The organism is Gordonia rhizosphera NBRC 16068 (genome assembly GCF_000298195.1).
Taxonomy (GTDB): Bacteria; Actinomycetota; Actinomycetes; order Mycobacteriales; family Mycobacteriaceae; genus Gordonia; species Gordonia rhizosphera.
This window is the reverse complement of record NZ_BAHC01000076.1, coordinates 1-19,915: the sequence shown is the minus strand read 5'-3', so window position 1 is coordinate 19,915 and position 19,915 is coordinate 1. Positions and strand designations below refer to the sequence as shown.

The following is a 19,915-nucleotide window of genomic DNA, read 5'->3' as shown; positions in this document are numbered from 1 at the left end:
GGTGCGCAGCTGCAGACGTCGGCCGATCTCGGCGTTCGAGCAGCCGAGCGCGAGGTAGGCGAGGACGTCCTGTTCACGGGCCGACAGCCGGGTCGTCGGGACGTCGGGGGGTGCACCGAGGTCGCGCAGCCGCTCCTCGATCGCGTGCAGTTGTCCGGCGAGCACGGGATCGGTGGTGGCCTCGGCGATCTCGCGCAGCGCGAGGTAGCTCTCGACGATGCCGTCGGACACCGCGGCCGGCACCGGTCCGGTCGTCGCCCGCGCGTTGGAGATGAGCGTGACCCGGCGGTCCACCTCGTCGCGGATCTCGATCTCGCGGGCGAGTCGTCGGGCTGAGGACACCATCGACGCGATCGCACCGTCTCCGATCTGGGTCGGCGTGCGCAGCCCACCGTAGAGCACGGCGCGGGTCCTCCCCTCGACCACGGCGGGCGCGGCCAGCAACGACTCGATGCCTTCTCCGGCCACCTCTCGGTCGTATTCGTGGGTGATCTCGGTGGAGTTCGCGTAATCGGAGACCGCACCGGCACGACGTTCGGCGATGGCCCGCCCACCGAGTCCACAGTCGGTGCTGATGATCAGGTTGCGCAGGATCGTGCTGCGCGTCCCGACGAAACCCGACAACACGAGATCGCGGCCACGCACGACCCCGCCGAACAGCACCGGCAGCCCCGTCTCCCGCTGTCCGGCGCGGAGTACGGCGCGCAGCGCGTCGTCGTCGCTGGGACGTCGCGGGTCCACGCTCATCGGGCCATCACCTCACCGAATCTTCCAACCACCCTCTTTGGAGGGTAGCGAGCGCGTGGTCGTGGTTCCTAGCGTTGGAGTTGTTCTTTGTCTCGAGTACGACACCGCGGAGGAATTGTGTCCGACACCACGCCCGACGTAGCCGTGGCCCCCAATCGCAGCGAACTGAGCCCGCTGCGTTTCCTGGATCGCTCCGCGGAGGTGTTTCCGGATCGCGACGCGATCCTCTACGGCTCGCGCCGATGGACCTACGCCGAGTTCGCCGACGAGACGCAGCGTCTCGCTCGGGTGTTGCGCAGTCACATCGACGACGGTGCGCGGGTCGCGTTCCTGACACCGAATATCCCGGAGACGCTGATCGCGCACTTCGCGGTGCCGTTGGCCGGTGGGGTGCTCGTCGCCCTCAACTCGCGTCTGGCCGGGCCCGAACTCGTCTACATCCTCGAGCATTCCGAGGCGACGACGTTGTTCTTCGACTCGGAGTTCCGCCACACCGTCGCCACGATCGCCGACCAGCTGCCCGACCTCGAGACCTTCGTCGAGATCACCGACGACGAGTTCGGCCATCCGCTCGGCGACGTCGCGGCGTCCGGCATCGGCGGGCTGGTGAGCTACCCCGACTACTTGAGCCGCGCAGATGATCTCGACCCGACACCGCTGCCTTGGGTCGTCGACGACGAGGACCGCGTCATCGCCCTCAACTACACCTCGGGCACCACCGGAAAACCCAAGGGCGTCATGTATACCCACCGCGGCGCCTACCTGAACTCGTTCGGCGAGACCTTCCACAACCAGTTCACCGGGTCGTCGCGCTACCTGTGGACGCTGCCGATGTTCCACTGCAACGGCTGGTGCACGCCGTGGGCGGTCACCCATGCGGGCGGCACCCATGTGTGCCTGCGTGCGGTGCGGGCCGAGGCCGTGTGGGACGGCATCGACGACCTCGGCGTCACCCACATGTGCGGCGCACCGACGGTGTGCACGACGATCGCCGGGTCTCCGCGTGCGCATCGTCTCGACCGTCCGCTGCGCATCACCACCGCCGGTGCACCGCCGTCACCGACGGTGATCGGGCAGCTCGAGGCGCTCGGGGTCACCGTCGTCCACGTGTACGGACTCACCGAGGTGTACGGCCCGTACACGATCTGCGAGTACCAGGAGGCCTGGGACGACCTCACCCCGCCCGAGCGGGCCGCGAAACTCTCCCGTCAGGGGGTCGGGATGGTGCAGGCCGAGCGGGCGCGCGTCGTCGACGAGAACATGGTCGACGTGCCGGCCGACGGCGAGACCATGGGCGAGATCGTGCTGCGCGGCAACAACGTGATGGCCGGCTACTACAAGGACCCCGACGCCACCGCGGAGGCCTTCGCCGGTGGCTGGTTCCACTCCGGGGACCTCGGCGTGATGCATCCCGACGGCTACATCCAGCTCAAGGACCGGGCCAAGGACATCATCATCTCCGGCGGCGAGAACATCTCCACCGTCGAGGTGGAACAGGCTCTGGTGAGCCATGATTCGGTCCTCGACGTCGCCGTCGTCGGGGTCCCGGACGAGAAGTGGGGGGAACGTCCCCGGGCCTATGTGCTCCTCAAGCCGGGCGAGACGCTGACCGCTGACGAACTCATCGCGTATGCCCGCAAGCTGTTGGCGGGCTACAAGGTGCCGCGCGACATCGTCTTCGCCGAGGATCTGCCGCGTACCCCTACCGGCAAGGTGCTCAAATTCGAGTTGCGGCAGAAGGCGGCGGCCGAGTAGCCGCGCACCCAGCGCCCCCAAGCGCGCACCCATTCGGCAAACGCGGTCGTCGCGACGTGCGCGTTGACCGAGCGGGTGTGTGTTTGCGAAATCCATTGCGCGTTTGCCGGGGTGGGTGCGCGCCGGGGCGGGTGCGCGCAATACTGATCCCATGGCACTCAGTGACACGTCTCTTGATCCGGCGGATTTCCGGACGCAGGTCGTCGCCGAGTCGATCCGGTTGTTCTCCGAGCAGGGCTACGAGTCGACGACGGTCGAGCAGATCGCTGCGGCCGCCGGGGTGTCGCGCCGGACGCTGTTTCGGCAGTTCCGGTCCAAAGAGGACATGATCTTCGCCGACCACGAATCGCTGCTCGCCCAGGTTGCCGATCGGCTGTCCGGCGACGACGAGGGGTCGGATTCGGAGCAGACCGGCGCCGACCCGTGGACTGCGGTGTGCAGCGCCGCCGAGATCGTCTTCACGCACTTCCTTGACACCCGTGACCTGGCCGTTCGTCGTCTGCACGTGGTGGCCAACGTCCCCGCACTGCGCGACCGGGAACTCGTCACCACCTACCGCTACCAGCGGATCTTCGAGGATTACCTGCGTCGTCGGCTTCCCGGCGAGTCGCGGGTGCGCATCGTCGGCTACGCCGCCGCGATCACCTCGGTGCACAACTACATGCTGCGCTCGATGATCCGCGGTGACGATGATGCGACCCTCGGGCACCTGCGCACCGAACTGTCGCGGATCCGGCGAGCGCTCGGGGGTGGCGTGTCGAATCCCGTCGGCGTGTCCGTGGTGACCTACGTGCCGGGCACCCCTCCGGAGGAAATCGTGGCGGCGCTCCGTGAACAACTGCATGCGGACGGTGGTGAACAGCGACAATAGATGCGAGGACTGATTGACATGGCACGCAGTGCCGTGGTGAACTGATACACAACCAGAGAATGGCACTGAGTGTCGAGGCACGGAGTGTCGACCATCGAGTCCCGTAAGGAGCGAGCCCTCATGGGTTTTGGCAACCCCGACTTCAACGTCTTCGAGCTTCCCGAGGAGCACATTGCGCTGCGTGAGGCGATCCGTGCACTCTCCGAGAAGGAGATCGAGCCCTACGCCGCGGATGTCGACGAGAAGGCTCGTTTCCCGCAGGAGGCCCTCGACGCGCTGGTCGCGTCGGGATTCAACGCGATCCACGTGCCGGAGGAGTACGACGGCCAGGGTGCTGATTCGGTGGCCGCGTGCATCGTGATCGAGGAGGTGGCGCGAGTGGACGCGTCGGCCTCGTTGATCCCGGCCGTCAACAAGCTGGGCACCATGGGCCTGATCCTCAACGGTTCCGATGAGCTCAAGCAGCAGGTGCTGCCGTCGATCGCAGCCGGCGAGGCGATGGCCTCGTACGCGCTTTCCGAGCGTGAGGCCGGTTCCGACGCCGCGGGAATGAAGACCCGCGCTCGCAAGGACGGCAGCAACTGGGTGCTCAACGGATCGAAGTGCTGGATCACCAACGGCGGCAAGTCGACCTGGTACACCGTCATGGCGGTCACCGACCCGGAGAAGGGTGCCAACGGCATCTCCGCGTTCATGGTCCACAAGGACGACCCGGGCTTCACCGTCGGTCCGCTGGAGAAGAAGCTGGGTATCAAGGGATCGCCGACCGCCGAGCTGTACTTCGAGGAGTGCACCATCCCGGAGGACCGCATCATCGGCGAGCCGGGAACCGGCTTCAAGACCGCGCTGGCCACCCTCGACCACACGCGCCCGACCATCGGCGCCCAGGCCGTCGGCATCGCGCAGGGTGCGCTGGACAAGGCGATCGCATACGTCAAGGACCGCAAGCAGTTCGGCAAGCCGATCGCGTCGTTCCAGGGTGTCGAGTTCATGATCGCCGATATGGCGATGAAGGTGGAGGCCGCGCGTCTGATGGTGTACACCTCGGCCGCCCGCGCCGAGCGCGGTGAGAAGAACCTCGGGTTCATCAGCTCGGCGTCGAAGTGCTTCGCGTCCGACGTCGCGATGGAGGTGACCACCGATGCGGTGCAGCTCTTCGGCGGCGCCGGCTACACCCGCGACTTCCCGGTCGAGCGGATGATGCGTGACGCCAAGATCACCCAGATCTATGAGGGCACCAACCAGATCCAGCGCGTCGTGATGAGCCGCGCGCTGCTGCGCTGACGTTCCGCGGAACTCTCCGCATTTGGTACTGATTTGGTCCCGCTCCCGCTGTGTCGGGGGCGGGACCAAAATTGCGGTCTCCTGTTGAGATGAATTGCCCGCGGTTTCCCGGTGGCGGCATGCCCACATGCGCGAAAATGACTCGATGGACGTCAGGTCCGTTGCGTTCACCGTGGACTCGATTGAAGGTGTCGAGTTCGTCGCGACGCGGGAGGACGTCAGCACCAAGGCGTTCGATGCGGGCTGGGTGCACATCGTCGGTCGACGATCCGACGGCACCGAGGTGGTCGACGACGGTTTCCAGGGACCGACGTCGGTGGAGGATTCGATCCCGAACGCGCCGCCATACCAGCCGGTGGATACCCGCCCGGCCGTATTCGCCTTCCCCGAGTTGCCCGGGGTGACATTCATGGTCGAACCCGAAATCGAGTTCGCGGACGAGGGAGATATCCGCATCACGGCGGTGCGGGACCAGGATCGGTGCGCACTCGCGCTGACCCGAATCCGGCTTGTCGACTCGGTCGCGGAGAACGACGTGCCGTCATCGGAGGGGGAGGCATCTGGTCACTTTGCGTGGCCATCGGATGGGGACGCCACGGGCGAGGCCCCCACCTCGGAGGAGTCCAGTTCCGGGTTCAGTACGGCGTCACCGACCCCGGCACCCGAGTATGTGCTTGAACCGCTATCGATCCCGGCGCTACCCTCCGACGACTCAGCCCTCTGGGGTGCATGGGCACACACGTCCGAAGGAACGCTGCTCGCAACCGGCGGAAGTCAGGGGCGCGTTCGGATCTGGAACGCTCGCACGCGAGAGATCCGCTGGTTGGAAGGTCATCGGGGTGCAGTGCGTTGCGGCGGCTGGGGCGAGATCGACGGCCAACCGGCGCTCGCCACCGGCGGGGACGACGGAACCGTCAAAGTCTGGCGCATCGAGAACGACAGTGCCGCAACCCTTCCCCGAATCGGGGGGTCGGTCACCTGGATCGCGTGGGGCACTGTCGACGGCGCCCGGCACGTGGCCGCTGGTGGCGAGGGTGACGGTGCCGACCGCGTATGGATCTGGGATGTGGTCACCAGAGTTTCCCGGAGTTCCTTCGACCTTCCCGATGGTTGCCAATTACTCTGGGGTGCTTGGAGTTTTGCATTGCCGACGACGGACCCGCTGCTGGCCCTCGGCGGGTCGCACGGCTACCTCGCGGTCAACTACCCACGAACCGATCGGATGATCACAATCCAGCACGCACGAGACGACTACACCGTGCTGTGGGGCCTGGTCGACACCGAGATCACCGATCACTCGCTAATCATGGGTGGGTGCTCCGATGGTGCAGTCCGGGTGTGGACCTCGGGTGAGCTGATTGCGACCTTGGCCGGGCACGAGGGTCCGGTCGTGTGGGGACAGCGGTGTCGGGTTGACGGCGAACGACTCGTGACCGGCGAGCGCGACGGGACTGTCTGCGTGTGGGATGTGGGTTCACCGTACGGCGTGACGGGTGGCCGACTGGCTCCGACGACGCGGTGGCGCGCTCACGAGCGCGACATGACCTGGGGCGCGATCGCACGGGTGGGATCGGACAAGCTTCTGGCGACCGGGGGCGACAGCGGGGTCGTCCGAGTATGGCGTGTCGCGGACGGTTCACTCGTCGAGGAGATCCGTCCCCGGCACGCCGCGACTACCCTTTGGGGAGGGTGGGCCGGCGCGCCCGATTCCGCGGCGGGTCCGGTCGCCACCACAACAGGATTGCCGCTGCTCGCCGACGGAGGCGCGCATTCGGCCATCGGCATGTGGGAGATCGTGCGGGCCAACCCGATCGGTCGGCACCCTCTCTACCAATCCGATGGGATCGGAAGCGCCGACAGCCTCCGCCGGCGCACCGAGGCCACCGCACTGGCGGATCTGATCACATCGTCGTCCGTCACTCCTCCGCTTGCCGTCGGCGTGTTCGGCGAGTGGGGTGAGGGAAAGAGCCACTTCCTCGACCTCATGCGACAGGAAGTCCAGGCCAGGGCGTTGACCACCAGCACTGCTTGCAGTCACGTGCGCCAGGTGCGCTTCAATGCGTGGCACTACGCGGAGACCGAGCTCTGGGCGAGCCTGGTTGCCGAGATCTTCGCGCAACTCGCGCGACCAGAGAAGGACAACGAGCCCGGCGAGGCAGCAGAGCGACAGCGTCAACAATCCCGGCTACTGGCGGAGGTCGTCAGCGAACGGCGGCTGCCGGAACGGATCGCCGCGGAACGCCAACGACAGGACGAACTCGCGCGGGCACTGCGGGAGAGGCCTCGTTTCAAGCAGCTGACCGACCGACAACGCAACCAGGTTTCGGACGCGGTGGACGTGGTGGACCCGAATCTTGAGCGGGCCATCACACGGCACTTCTTCGGGGCGTTATCCTGGCCACGATATCTGTGGTCATGCGCGCGTGCGCTGGTCGGGCAACTGCCGCGATGGGTGCGAGCCCTCGTTCCGATCATCGTGCTGATCGTTATCGCACTCTGCGTTCCCGCCGTGCAGTCCTGGTTGAAGTCCGTTCTGGCGTCGGCCGCGGTTCTTGGGCTGCTCGCAGTCTTCGCCCAGGTGTGGACGGTCGCTCGCGACACCTCATCGAACGTCCGCAGAGTATGGGACACGCTGAAATCAAGTGGCGATCAACTGCAACGTCTCACCGAGTCCTGGAGCGCCAAAACCGAAACCGCGTTGGAGGTCAGCACCGCATCGTTGGCCCAACTCGAAGGTGAGTTGCGTGATCTGACCGCTGCAGGGCGCCTGGCGGGTTTGGTCTCCGAACGTGCCGGAGGGGGCGGGTATCGCCAGTCGCTGGGTGTCATGACCCAGATCCGTGACGATTTCGAGTCGATGTCGCGGCTGCTCCGCGAAGGCAGGGACGAGAACCCCGAGTACCTCGCACAAGTTGCGGCTCTCTACGACGAGCGTGATCCGCTGCCTCAGATCGATCGCATCGTGCTCTACATCGACGATCTCGACCGTTGCCCACCGACACTGGTCGTCGAAGTCCTCGAGGCGATCCACCTCTTGCTCGCGGTCGAACTCTTCGTCGTGGTCGTGGCTGTCGACCCGCGATGGCTGATGCGCGCGATCTCGGTCCACTACCGCGAACTCCTGCAACTGTCGTCGCCGCCGGCAGGGGAGCCGGAGCCGGTGATCGCCGGCTCCCGACCCGGATCGTCCTCGGAACGATGGGCTTTCACGCCATCGCAGTATCTGGAGAAGATCTTTCAAGTCGTGTTCACCCTTCCACAGCTCAGCCCCGCGGGGCATCAGGACCTGCTCGAGACGCTCGTCGGCCGACGGACCGACGAACCGTCTCCGGAACCGCCCGGTGTGGGCGTTCCGGACACGTCGCCCCCCGCCCCGGTCCCCCGCACACCGACAGTTCCGGAGACCGCGAGCTACGTGGCCGACGAGGTCCCCGAGCAACTCGACGAACGGGTCGGCGACATCCTCGACGATCTCGAGTTCGTGACCCGATACGGCACACCTCGCGCAGAGGTCCGGATACCCGTGCCGCGGATCACCGATCGTGTCGACCCGCTCGCGCTGAGCGCAGACGAACTGGCATTGATGAATCTCCTCGGACCACCGCTGATTCGCACCCCGCGATCGGTGAAGCGTCTCGCGAACAGCTACGGCATCCTGGCCGCGATCCGCAATATCAGGGCGGGAACCGACGACTCGTTGCCCGAGTCGTCGCTGCCGGGGATGGTCCTGCTCGCAATCCTCATCGGATACCCGAACCTGGGGACGTGTCTGGTCGCCGATCTCGCGCAACAGGGCGACGCGGGAACCTGGACGGGACTGATCAATCGGAAATCGGTGCGATCGCGGTGCATCGACGTGCCTCCCGGAGAGTCGTGGGAGTCGTTGCGCCCCTTCTTGCTAGAGCTTGATTCGCATGCGGCTGACGAGGGCATCCCGGTGCCCACGTCGTGCCGTGACTGGCGACCGTGGATCGTCCCGGCCGCCCGGCTGGCGTTCCCGGCAGGGTCGGTGCTCGGCAGGCTCGGACTGCTCACGGAGCCCAACGCCGGTTCGGATCCCCGGCCGAACGCTTTCAGTCAGGCGTAGGCCGGCCGGAATTCGAGACGGGCGTTCTGCTTTCGGGCCGCGTCCCGGAAGTTCTTGAGCGCGCGCTGCATGTGGAACCCGTTGGTCACGATCAGCGCTCCGCTGGCACCCATCCCTCTGAGCATGCCGACCGTGTACAACGCGTTCTGCACGGTGCTGGTGGCGCGGCCCTCGTTGACCATCTGCCAGACCGGGATTCCGCGCCGGATCAGCCCGAGGTTCATGAACTGGGCCTCCGACACCGGCAGCCACCAGGTATCCCCGCCGCTCACGATCACCCGGTTGAACGGGTGCTGCTTCGCCAGTCGCGCGGCGACGTCGAGGCGCCGGTTGAGGATGTCCGGGGTCTGCCCGAGCGTGCCCATCTTGGCGCCAAGCACCACGATGTAGCGGGTCGGCGGGCTCTGCCAGAGGAACATGCTGTTGGGCGTGCCGAAATCGCTACTGCCCAGATCGACACTGCCGAAGTCGGTGCTGCCGATCGGGATTCGCACCGGGTCGGCGGTCGCGGTCGCGGTGCCGACGGTAGTACTCAGGGCAGTGGCGGCCGCCACCGCGGACAGGAGGATACGCACGCGCATGGTCGCGATGTTACGGATGTGGCCAGTGGGTTGGGTTTCTAATCGATAACAACTGCCACTTCCGTAACATCTGCCTCCGTGACATCCGTGGTGGTCGGGCAACGGTCAGGTCAGCGCGATGTACTTCACCGACAGATACTCCTCGATCCCCTCGGTCCCGCCCTCGCGGCCGATCCCGGACTCCTTGACCCCGCCGAACGGGGCGGCGGGATCGGAGATCACGCCGCGGTTGACACCGACCATGCCGGATTCCAGCGCGCCCGACACCCGCATGCACCGTTCGAGGTCGCGGCTGTAGAAGTACGACGCGAGGCCGTATTCGGTGGAGTTGGCGGCCTTGACGCCGTCGGTCTCCGAGGTGAAGGTGCTGATCACCGCGACCGGCCCGAAGATCTCCCCGCGGGTGACCGGTGCGTAGGGATCGACCTGATCCAGCACGGTGGCGGGGTAGAAGTAGCCCTTGCCTCCGGGTGCCTTGCCGCCCAACAGCACTCGTGCGCCGTCGGCGACCGCGCCGTCCACGGTCTCGGCGACCTTGTCGCGCTGTTTGGCGCTGACCAGCGGCCCGAGTGTGACGCCCGGTTCGTAGCCGGGGCCGAGGCGGACCGCGGACATCTTCTCGGTCAGCTTGGTGGTGAACTCCTCGGCGACACCGGATTGCACCAGGAACCGGTTGGCCGCGGTGCACGCCTCACCGCCGTTGCGCATCTTCGCGGCAAACGCGCCCTCGACCGCGGCGTCGATGTCGGCGTCGTCGAACACCAGGAACGGTGCGTTGCCGCCGAGTTCCATCGACGTGCGCTGCACGCGTTCGGCAGCTTGTGCCAACAGATGTCGGCCGACGGGGGTGGAGCCGGTGAAGCTGATCTTGCGGATGCGGTCGTCGGTGATGAGCGCGGTGGAGACCTCGCCCGCATTGGTCGTCGGCAGCACCGAGAGCACGCCGGGTGGGAGTCCGGCCTCGGCGAACGCCTCGGCCAGGGCCAGCATCGTCAGCGGTGTCTCGTGCGCCGGCTTGACGAGCATCACGTTGCCCGCGGCCAGTGCGGGGCCGATCTTGCGGGTTCCCATGGCCAGCGGGAAGTTCCACGGCGTGATCGCCAGGCTCGGACCCACGGGCGCATGCGTCACCAGGATGCGTCCGGTGCCGGCGGGTGCGGGGGTGAATCGGCCGCTGATGCGGACCGCCTCCTCGGCGAACCAGCGCAGGAACTCGGTCCCGTAGCGCGCCTCGCCTGCGCTGTCGGGCAGAGCCCGGCCCAGTTCGAGTGTCATCAGCAGCGCGAGGTCGTCGGCACGTTCGGTGAGCAGTTCGAAAGCGTGGCGCAGGATCTCGCCGCGCTCGCGGGGCGGGGTGGCGGCCCAGTCGTCGGCGGCGGCGACCGCGGCGTCGAGGGCGCGGCGCGCGTCGTCGACGGTTGCGTCCGCGACCGACACCAGTTCTTCCTCGGTCGCCGGATCGTCGACGACGAACGTGGCGCCCGAACTCGACGGTACCGATGCGCCGTCGATCCACAACCCGGTGGGCACGCCGTCGAGGACGGCCTGAGGGTCGATGACTTCCTTGTCGCTCATGGGTTTCCCTTCCGATGGGATCGTGGTGATGGGTCAGGCGGACTCGGCGAGTACCTCGCCGAGGATGGCGAGACCCTCGCGCAGCAGCGCGTCGTCGATGACGAGCGGCGGCAGCAGCCGGATCACGTTGCCGTAGGTGCCGCAGGTGAGGATCACCAGGCCGCGGGCGAGCGCTCCGGCCGCCACCGCCTTGGCTAGATCGGGTGCGGGCTCGGAGGTTCCCGGTCGGACCAGTTCGACGGCGATCATGCCGCCGCGGCCGCGGATGTCGCCGATCACCTCGCGCCCGTCGGCAGCCAGCAGTGCGGCCGTGGCGGTCAGTGACGAGGTGGCGATCTCGCCGATGGCCCGGGCGCGGGCGCACAGGTCGAGGGTCTCCATCTGATCGATCGCGGCCAGCGCGGCGGCGCAGGCCACCGGATTGCCGCTGTAGGTACCCCCGAGGCCGCCGGGATGCACGGCATCCATCAACTCGGCGCGCCCGGTGACCCCGGCCAGGGGCATTCCGCCGGCGATGCCCTTGGCGGTGGTGACGATGTCGGGCACCACACCCTCGTGTTCACAGGCGAACCAGTCGCCGGTGCGGCAGAAACCGCTCTGCACCTCGTCGGCGACGAACACGATCCCGTTCGCCCGACACCACTGCGCCAGAGTGGGCAGGAATCCCGGTGCGGGGACGACGAATCCGCCTTCACCCTGGATCGGCTCGACGATCACCGCAGCCACCCCGTCGGCGCCGATCTGGGTGCCGATCGCGGTGATCGCCCGGCGGGCGGCGGCCACACCGTCGTCGCCGAGCGGATCCCGATACGGGTAGCTCATCGGCATCCGATAGACCTCGGGGGCGAACGGTCCGAAATTGTGCTTGTACGGAACGGATTTCGCGGTCAGTGCCATCGTCAGGTTGGTACGGCCGTGATAGGCGTGGTCGAACGCCACCACCGCGTCGCGGCCGGTCGCCACCCGCGCCACCTTCACCGCGTTCTCCACCGCCTCCGCGCCGGAGTTGAACAGCGCCGTGCGCTTCTCGTGGTCGCCGGGGGTGAGTTCGTTGAGTTTCTCCGCCACCGCGACGTACCCCTCGTACGGGGTGACCAGGAAACACGTGTGGATGAGGTGGTGGGCCTGTGCCGCAACGGCATCGGCGACCGCGGCATTGCTGGCACCGACGGTGGTCACCGCGATACCGGAACCGAGGTCGATCAGCGAGTTGCCGTCGACGTCGACGAGCACCCCACCGTCACCATCGACGGCGTAGACCGGCACACCCGACCCGAGACCGGCCGGCACGGCGGCTTGGCGCCGCTCGGCCAGCGCGACGGATTTCGGGCCGGGTAGCTCGGTGACCAGGTGACGCTTCTGCGGCAGTCGATGCGTGATGGTGCTCATGTCGGTCCGTTCTGCTCGCGGTTCGGTCATGTCCCAGTCTTCGCCTCTCCGCCTCGGGAGGTGCCCTGACAATCTGTACAAAGTGCCCGGACAATGCGCTCCAAGGTGTCCAATAGGGCCGAGTAGGCTGTGCGGCGTGACCACGGTGCGATGGCTCCTGGCCCAGCGGCGACTGGGGTTGTCGCTGCGCGCCGGGGCCGACGGCCTCGACCGCACCCTCGACTGTGCCGTCTCGTCGGAGTTGCTCGATGCCGGAGAGTGGATGTCGGGCGGAGAGGTGCTCCTGACCACCGGGATGCGGCTGACCGGCAACGACTCCGTCTGGCCGGGCTATCTCCGGCACCTCGACGAGGCGGGAGTCGCGGCTGTCGGTCTCGGCGTCGGTTTCGGATTCGACGAGGTGCCGCGCGCGATGATCGACACCGCCGACGACCTCGGTCTGCCGCTGTTCGAGGTGCCGCTACCGATCCCGTTCTCGGCGATCACCCGCGCGGTCCTCGACCAGATCGCCGCCCACCGGTCCACGCAGCTCGTCACCGCAAGCAAGGCCCAGCCGCGGATGACGCGGGCCGCGGCGTCGGGCGGATCGGGCGCGGTGGTCCGGGAACTCGCCGAGGCCATCGGACAGCACGTGGTGCTGCTCGACCCCACGCTCGCCGTCGTTGCGGCGGCACCCGGTACGGTCCGCGCGTCCGACCTGGACCGGATACGGGAGGTGGTGGCGCGCGACCCCGAAACCGCCGGCGCGGTCTGGATGACCGGCGATGCGACCGTCACCGTCGGCCGGGTCGGATCTGGCGGCCGGACGTTCGGTCACCTCGGGGTCGTCGGGCCGGTGGCCCCCGACGACATCGCGCGCATGCTCGTCGGGCACGCGATCTCGCTGCTCGCGATCGAGCACGCGAAACCGCGGCAGGTGGCCCGCGATCTGGTCGACCTGCACTCCGATGCGCTGGCGCTGGCGGTCGACGGCTCCGTCGCCGGACCCGGGCTCTCCCGGATTCTGGATCGGGCCGCCGATCCCGCAGGGAAGGTGCGGGCTGCGGTGTTCGCCTTCACCGACGACGACGCGGCCGCGCGGGGCCGCCGACGGCTCGTCGACGAGCTGGAGCATCGGTGGCCGGCGGTGTTCGTGCATCGCGACGGTGCGGAGGTGATCGTGGCGCTGCGCGGCGACGATGCGGGCGCCTTCGTGGCCCGTTTGCTGAAGATGGTGAACGACAACGGCTCTGCGGCGGCCGGACTCGGCCCGGACGTCGAGGTCGGTGAGCTCGGCGAGTCCGTGCGGCAGGCGGCGGTGGCCTGCAGATCGGCCGCGGCCGGTCAGCTCGCCGACCTGCACGGTAGCCGGTCGGTGCTCGCGATCGATCCGGTGCGGCAGGCCCTGACCGACGCGTCGGCGCAACAGTTGGCGCCGCTGCGCACCCATGACGCGGAACACGGCACCGACCTGCAGGGAACGCTGTTGGCGTTCCTGCAGGCGAACGGCAACTGGGGTGTCGCCGCCGCAGCGGCCGGCGTGCACCGACATACGTTGCGGCACCGGATCGAACGGATCGAGGATCTGCTCGACGCGGATCTGTCCGACGCGCGCACCCGCGCCGAGTTGCTGCTGATGCTGCTGACGGAGGCGGTGAGATGAGGGCGGTCGCGGTCGTTGTGTCGGCACTGGTCCTGGTGCTGGGCGGATGCGCGTCCACGGTCGACGACGCGGTCACCCCGGGGACCTCGTCGTCGGTGGCGTCCTCGTCGGCCGCGGCGGGTGAACCCCTGCTGGTCAACCTCGGCGACAGCTACAGCGCGGCCGCGGGAGTGCCTCCGCTGGTGGCGGATTCGCCGGTGATGTGCTTCCGGTCGTCGCGCAACTTCGCTCATCTGGTGGCGGCCGGCGAGGGCTATCGGCTCGACGACGTGAGCTGCAGCGGCGCCGACACCGCCGACTTCTTCGCCGCGCAGTATCAGGGGGTGCCGCCGCAACTCGATGCCGTCTCGGGCGACGCCGGTGTGGTGACGCTCATGATCGGTGGCAACGACAGCGACATCTACACCAACGCGATCCGCACCTGTGCCGAACTCGCCGCGGGCGATCCGACCGGCGCGCCGTGCCGTGACCGGCACGGGACGGAGTTCACCGACACCGTGGATTCCACGACTTTCCCGGCCCTGGTGCGGGCATTCACCGCAGTGCGTGCCAAGGCGCCGGGGTCCGAGATCGTCGCGGTCGGCTATCCGTGGATTCTGCCGTCGGACACCGGCTGTTATCCGACGGTGCCGGTCTCGACCGGTGATGTCCCGTATCTGCGTGACCTGCAGGCCGCCCTCAACGACGCGATAGCGAAGGCCGCGGCGCAGACCGACATCACCTTCGTGGACATGTCCGAGATCTCCGAGGGACACGACGCCTGCGCGCCGGCGGGGCAGCGGTGGATCGAGCCGCAGGTGGGGGCGGTCGGGGCCTCGCCGCTGCATCCGAATGAGGCCGGGCAGGAGGCCATCGCCGATCAGGTTCAGGGTGCGCTCGGATAGCCGATCACACGGGTATCGCCGAGACGAGATGTGCCTCGACGACGAGGTTGTCCCCGGTGAACCTGCCGTCGTCGATGTAACAGGTGACCAGGAGCAGGTGGCCGGGCATCCGCGTGGTCATCTGGCTCGACGACGCGATCGCGTTCTTGGGGTACAGGCGCTGGGTTGCCACGCGGTACTCGAGGCGACCGCGCGGCGTGGTGATGTAGACGGCGTCGCCGTTCCGCAGATCGCCGAGTTCGTTGAACACACCGCTGCCGCCGGCAACCGCGTGTCCGGTGAGCACCGTGGTGCCGTCCGAGTCGGTGCCCGGCTTGGCCCGGCAACCCACCCAGAAAACGTCCGTGAGGGTGGGCGGATCGATCACCGGACATCCGCCGGCCGGGATCACCCGGACGACGTCGTTCAGGCCGATCGCGGGAATCGAGACCGCGGTCGGTATCGCTGCCGGAACCGGCCCCGGCTCGGCGGGAAGTGCGACGGTCGCGACACCGGCGCTCATCGGATCCACCGCTGGGGCCGAAGCCGTCGAGACTTCGTCAGAGGTGTCGTCGAGTCCGGTGAACACGAGCGCGGAGGCCACACACATCAGGATCGTGAGTGTGACTCCGACTGCGAGCCGGACGAGTTCGGCACGCCGGTGCCGGGTGCGAAGACGCAGTGCGTGCCGGGTCTCAGCGTGGCGGGACTCAGATCCGGCCACGTCGACGCCACCAGAGGACGCCGCCACCGAGAACGAGGGCCGCTGCGACGGAGGCGATCCCGGCTCCGGCGACCGCCGCACCCGACGACGGTTCGTCGTATCCGGTGTCGAAGCTCAGGCCCTCGTCGTAGGCGAGGGGCACGTAGCGGCCCGACTCGTCGACGTAGCCGTAGACATTTCCGCCGCTCGTCGTCTTCGTGATGACGATCGGCTGACCTTCGGGCCCCGCTGTCGGCGCTCCGTTGCCGACCTCTGTCACCACGGGAATGTCGGCCGCGTCCAGGGTCCCACGCTGATGTCCGGGAACGATCCGCTGACCGGCGCGAAGGTGAGGGGCGGCAACGAGGGGAAGGTCGGCAGCGCGGGTGTGACGACCTCCGGCGTGGTCGTCTCCGGCGGCGCCGGCGGAGCGGGTGGTACCTCGGTGTCGTCTGTGCCCTCGTCGCCCTCGTCGTCGCCGGAATCGGGTGTGGTCGTCGTCGGCGGAGCCGGCGGGGGCGTCGTCGACGAATCGTCGTCACAGTCCTGGCCGCCGCCAGTCCCATGGCCCTTGTCTTTGTCGGAATCGTGCTGGCCCGACCCGCCCTTGTCTTTGTCTTTGTCTTTGTCGGACCCGTGCTGACCGGACCCGCCCTTGTCCTTGTCGGAATCGTGCTGGCCGGAGCTGCCTTTGTCCTTGTCGGACCCGCTCTTGTCCTTGTCGGAGCCACCCTTGTCGGACTTGTCGGACCCGTCCTTGTCGGAGCTGCCTCCGCCCGAACCGCTGTGCGACGACGACTTCGAGTCACCGTGCGACGAACCCGAGCCCGACGACTGTCCGTCACCGGTGGCGCTCGCGACGGCCGGAGCGAGTGAGACTGTGGTGGCGAGCAGCGACGCGACGACTGCCGCGCGGACACGACCGGATACGAGCATCATTTGAATCCCCCGACGAAATGATGTTGGGTGACCCGCCCGCGCTTCGTGCGACCGGGTCACAGTGACCCCGAGTTGACTCTCGTGTACCGGGCCGCAGAAAGTGAAGTCTCGGGGCAGAAAGTGTGCAACTTCACGTCGCGCGCCGAATGTGATCCAACGTCGCCCGGTCCGGGGAACCAGCGGTCAGACGGTCGCGTCCACTGCTCCGCGCAGCCGCGTCACCTCGGACCGCGCGAACTCCACCTCCGGTGTCGTCGCACCCCGGGACTGCGCCAACGCGTCGGCGAGGTCGCCGGCGGCCTCGGTCACCCAGCTCTCCCGGCGGCGCCCCTCACGCCCGCCGGCAACCTTGCGCAGGTGCCGACGCTGCTTCCAGTCGCCGGAGACGGCCATCAGTTCGTCCTCGGTGAGTACGCCGCCGGCGGCCTCAGGGGCGAGAATCGCACGGAGGTACATCCGTTCACGTTCGACGACGAGGTGGAACACCCACACCACGATGGCGATGAAGACCAGCACGATGATCAACAGTTCGAGAATCACCACGGCTTCCGACGGCTGCGGCAGTAGCGCGCCCATCGAGTCCCAGAACCAGTGCATCGCCACGGGCAGTGCCATCAGCCCGAGCCCGCGTGCCACGTTGCGCGGCTCACCGGGACGTCCGAGTAGGTAGACGATGCCGGCGCCGAAGATGGCGGAGAACAGGATGTGACCCGACAGGCCGGTCAGCATGCGCTGCACGGCGACGCCGAATCCGAGGTCACCCGCATCCGCGCCGAAATGCGATCCGGCCAGGTTGAAGGAGTAGAGGATGTCCTCGAGGATCTGGAACCCGAGACCACAGAAGGCGCCGACGATGAAACCGTCGAACGCGGTGCGGATCACCTTGGGGGCCAAGTAGATCAGCAGCACCACGCCGAGGCCCTTGGAGATCTCCTCGGTGAGCGGCGCGGTGAGGCCGGCCGACCACTCCGCGCTGAACTGCTGCCCGAAACCCTTCGCCCAGAGGGTGCGGATCGGGCCGTTGGCGTTGATGGCGATGGCCATCGTCGCGCCGATCGCACCCCACACCAGCGCGGCCAGCACCAGCTTGCCCGGCACCGGGGTGTAGCGGTCGATGTAGCGGGTGAACCACCACAGCAACGCCCCGTAGACGAGGAGCACGAACACGGTGGTGCCGAGTTCGTCGCCGTAGGCGTGCCAGGGCGCCGCGAACATCGTGACGGTGAGCGCCGCGCCGTACCCGACGATCACGAGGTAGACCCACCAGCAGAGATTGCGGGGCTGGATGAACCTGAAGCTCTCGCCGCGGCCCGACTTGGTGATGGCGTCGTAGCGGTCTCGCTCGAGGTCGGTCGAATCGATCTGCGGTGCGTTGTCACCGACGGCGGTGGTCACTCCGATGCCTCCTTGATGCTGATGCTCTGGATCATCCGGGCGATGTCCTCGGCGGACTCGCGCTCGTACTCCGGGGGTACAGCGGCGACGATCTCGACACCGAGCCCGTCGTCCACGAACGCCGCGACGACGCCCTCGCCGGCAGGGACCTGATAGTCGGCGATGACACCGCGGTGACCGTCGGTGGTGGTGATCGACGCCGCCTTCTCGCCGATGTTGGGGGCCAGGTCGCCGAGGTCTTCGTTGTTGTCCCGGATCTGGTCGAGGAGGTCCTCGGGGGTTCCCTCGAACGGCGCGGTCCGCACCCGCATGACGACGCCCGAGTCGGACACGGTCGCCACCGACGGATAGCTCCCGCCGGGCAGCGGCTCGTCCTCGCGCAGGCCGGCCGTGACATCCCAGCCGACCGTCGGCGTGAACGTCACCCGGTCGCCGACCGCCATCACATCGCCTGCGACGACCGGGTCGTCGTACTCGACGGAGTCGTTGATCATGGCGGGCACGAACGACAGGATCAGCGCGACGACCAGGACGAAGAACCCCGGCAGGATCGTGCGGCTGTCCATCCCGAAACGACGTTTGTCGACGGGAATGAACGATTCTGGTGGTTCGTAGGGCGGCGACACGTCGGCAGTTGCATCGTCGACGGCATGTGCTGGCACGCGTTCCTCCGGATCAGCGGAATGGGACGAACCTGACCCTAGGTGAGGCCGCATCGCCGTGTGCGGCGCGGTTCGGGCGCGCGACAGGATTTGGGACGCGCCGACGCGTTTGGAACACTGGAGGCCGTGACCCGACTCGCTGATGCCGCCACCCGGTCAGCCGAACTGTTCCAGCGCGCACAGATGGCGACCCCCGGGGGTGTCAACTCCCCGGTCCGCGCATTCTCCGCCGTCGGCGGCGATCCCCGGTTCATCGCCTCGGCGAAGGGCTGCCGGCTGACCGATGTCGACGGCAACGAGTACGTCGACCTGGTGTGTTCCTGGGGTCCGATGATCCTCGGGCACGCACATCCCGCCGTCGTGGAGGCCGTGCAGCGGGCCGCGGTCGGTGGTCTGTCGTTCGGTGCACCCACCGAGGCCGAGATCGAACTCGCCGAGGAGATCATCGACCGGGTCGACCCGGTGCAGCGCGTGCGGCTCGTCAATTCGGGCACCGAGGCCACCATGTCGGCTATCCGGTTGGCGCGCGGATTCACCGAGCGCCCCAAGATCATCAAGTTCTCCGGCTGTTATCACGGTCACGTCGACGCCCTGCTCGCCGACGCCGGTTCCGGTGTGGCAACCCTCGGCCTGCCCACCTCGCCCGGCGTGACCGGCGCCGCCGCTCATGACACCATCGTGCTGCCCTACAACGACCTCAAAGCCGTCGCGAAGGCGTTCGAGGAGTTCGGCCACGAGATCGCGGCGGTCATCACCGAGGCCGCCGCCGGCAACATGGGGGCGATCGCGCCGCACGACGGCTTCAACGCCGGCCTGCGTGAACTCACCCGACGACACGGCGCTCTGCTGATCATCGACGAAGTGATGACCGGATTCCGGGTGAGCCCGTCGGGCTGGTACGGCCTCGAAGGTGTCGGCGGCGACCTCTACACCTTCGGCAAGGTCATGAGCGGCGGCCTGCCGGCCGCGGCGTTCGGCGGGCGCGCCGACGTGATGGAGCGGCTTGCGCCGACCGGACCCGTCTATCAGGCGGGCACGCTGTCGGGGAATCCGGTGGCCGTCGCCGCCGGGCTCGCCACGCTGCGCAACGCCGACGCCGACGTCTACCGCACCCTCGACGCAAACTCCGAACGTCTCGCCGGACTGCTGACCGACGCGTTGACCGCCGCCGGCGTCGCGCACCGGGTGCAGCTCGCGGGCAACCTGCTCAGCGTCTTCTTCACCGACCAGACCGACCCGGTCGTCGACTACGCAGGCGTCAAGGCCACCGAGACCTGGCGTTTCGCGCCCTTTTTCCACGCGCTGCTCGAACGCGGGGTCTATCCGCCGCCGAGCGCATTCGAGGCCTGGTTTGTCTCGGCGGCTCTGGACGAGGATGCTTTCTCACGAATTGCCGACGCACTGCCGGCGGCCGCGACCGCA

At 67.9% G+C, this 19,915-nt stretch carries 16 protein-coding genes; 7 read left to right on the top strand and 9 right to left on the bottom strand.

What is annotated here, in order from left to right:
- The coding region (locus GORHZ_RS09305; protein WP_006332343.1) for a helix-turn-helix domain-containing protein at nucleotides 1–747 on the bottom strand (747 nt) is incomplete at its 3' end.
- A 117-nt stretch (nucleotides 748–864) separates the two neighbouring features.
- Between GORHZ_RS09305 and GORHZ_RS09300 the strand changes: the two genes are divergently transcribed.
- The 4 genes from GORHZ_RS09300 to GORHZ_RS09285 all read left to right on the top strand — a co-directional run bounded on the left by GORHZ_RS09300 (nucleotide 865) and on the right by GORHZ_RS09285 (nucleotide 8,744).
- Nucleotides 865–2,502: an AMP-binding protein gene (locus tag GORHZ_RS09300; RefSeq protein WP_006332342.1), complete on the top strand. Its 1,638-nt coding sequence runs from the start codon at nucleotides 865–867 to the stop codon at nucleotides 2,500–2,502.
- Between the two features lie 151 nt (nucleotides 2,503–2,653).
- Nucleotides 2,654–3,373 carry a TetR/AcrR family transcriptional regulator gene (locus GORHZ_RS09295; RefSeq protein ID WP_040531000.1) on the top strand — a complete coding sequence of 240 codons (720 nt, stop codon included), beginning with the start codon at nucleotides 2,654–2,656 and terminating at the stop codon, nucleotides 3,371–3,373.
- A 120-nt stretch (nucleotides 3,374–3,493) separates the two neighbouring features.
- Nucleotides 3,494–4,657, top strand: coding sequence for an acyl-CoA dehydrogenase (locus GORHZ_RS09290; protein WP_006332340.1), 1,164 nt, complete (start codon nucleotides 3,494–3,496; stop codon nucleotides 4,655–4,657).
- A 145-nt stretch (nucleotides 4,658–4,802) separates the two neighbouring features.
- The gene (locus GORHZ_RS09285) at nucleotides 4,803–8,744 is read left to right on the top strand and encodes a P-loop NTPase fold protein (RefSeq protein ID WP_006332339.1); all 3,942 of its coding nucleotides are present in this window, start codon (nucleotides 4,803–4,805) and stop codon (nucleotides 8,742–8,744) included.
- On the opposite strand, the gene GORHZ_RS09280 is transcribed toward GORHZ_RS09285, so the two are convergent.
- The 3 genes from GORHZ_RS09280 to gabT form a co-directional block, all read right to left on the bottom strand.
- Nucleotides 8,735–9,325: a YdcF family protein gene (locus tag GORHZ_RS09280; RefSeq protein WP_006332338.1), complete on the bottom strand. Its 591-nt coding sequence runs from the start codon at nucleotides 9,323–9,325 to the stop codon at nucleotides 8,735–8,737. The two genes, GORHZ_RS09285 and GORHZ_RS09280, sit on opposite strands and share 10 nt — an antisense overlap.
- A 105-nt stretch (nucleotides 9,326–9,430) precedes the next feature.
- A complete protein-coding gene (locus GORHZ_RS09275) occupies nucleotides 9,431–10,900 on the bottom strand; it encodes an NAD-dependent succinate-semialdehyde dehydrogenase (RefSeq protein WP_006332337.1) in 1,470 nt (489 codons plus the stop codon).
- Between the two features lie 33 nt (nucleotides 10,901–10,933).
- Nucleotides 10,934–12,289, bottom strand: a complete 1,356-nt coding sequence (gene gabT / locus GORHZ_RS09270; protein ID WP_006332336.1) for a 4-aminobutyrate--2-oxoglutarate transaminase — start codon at nucleotides 12,287–12,289, stop codon at nucleotides 10,934–10,936.
- Between the two features lie 136 nt (nucleotides 12,290–12,425).
- Between gabT and GORHZ_RS09265 the strand changes: the two genes are divergently transcribed.
- Nucleotides 12,426–13,931: a PucR family transcriptional regulator gene (locus tag GORHZ_RS09265; protein ID WP_006332335.1), complete on the top strand. Its 1,506-nt coding sequence runs from the start codon at nucleotides 12,426–12,428 to the stop codon at nucleotides 13,929–13,931.
- On the top strand, nucleotides 13,928–14,815 hold the full coding sequence (locus tag GORHZ_RS09260; protein ID WP_006332334.1) for an SGNH/GDSL hydrolase family protein: 888 nt from the start codon (nucleotides 13,928–13,930) through the stop codon (nucleotides 14,813–14,815). The genes GORHZ_RS09265 and GORHZ_RS09260 overlap by 4 nt, the downstream gene beginning before the upstream one ends.
- A 4-nt stretch (nucleotides 14,816–14,819) precedes the next feature.
- On the opposite strand, the gene GORHZ_RS29480 is transcribed toward GORHZ_RS09260, so the two are convergent.
- The 5 genes from GORHZ_RS29480 to GORHZ_RS09235 form a co-directional block, all read right to left on the bottom strand.
- Nucleotides 14,820–15,398: a class F sortase gene (locus GORHZ_RS29480; RefSeq protein WP_157205125.1), complete on the bottom strand. Its 579-nt coding sequence runs from the start codon at nucleotides 15,396–15,398 to the stop codon at nucleotides 14,820–14,822.
- 106 nt (nucleotides 15,399–15,504) lie between these two features.
- Nucleotides 15,505–15,777, bottom strand: a complete 273-nt coding sequence (locus GORHZ_RS09250) for a hypothetical protein (RefSeq protein WP_157205124.1) — start codon at nucleotides 15,775–15,777, stop codon at nucleotides 15,505–15,507.
- Complete coding sequence (locus GORHZ_RS09245) at nucleotides 15,774–16,436, bottom strand: hypothetical protein (protein WP_006332331.1); 663 nt, start codon at nucleotides 16,434–16,436, stop codon at nucleotides 15,774–15,776. Before GORHZ_RS09245 ends, GORHZ_RS09250 begins: the two co-directional genes overlap by 4 nt.
- 183 nt (nucleotides 16,437–16,619) lie before the next feature.
- The gene (locus GORHZ_RS09240) at nucleotides 16,620–17,831 is read right to left on the bottom strand and encodes a PrsW family intramembrane metalloprotease (protein ID WP_006332330.1); all 1,212 of its coding nucleotides are present in this window, start codon (nucleotides 17,829–17,831) and stop codon (nucleotides 16,620–16,622) included.
- Complete coding sequence (locus GORHZ_RS09235; protein WP_157205123.1) at nucleotides 17,828–18,493, bottom strand: hypothetical protein; 666 nt, start codon at nucleotides 18,491–18,493, stop codon at nucleotides 17,828–17,830. Before GORHZ_RS09235 ends, GORHZ_RS09240 begins: the two co-directional genes overlap by 4 nt.
- Nucleotides 18,494–18,619: 126 nt before the next feature.
- Here GORHZ_RS09235 and hemL point away from each other — a divergent pair.
- A partial coding sequence (gene hemL / locus GORHZ_RS09230) for a glutamate-1-semialdehyde 2,1-aminomutase (protein ID WP_040531002.1) occupies nucleotides 18,620–19,915 on the top strand: 1,296 nt, incomplete at its 3' end.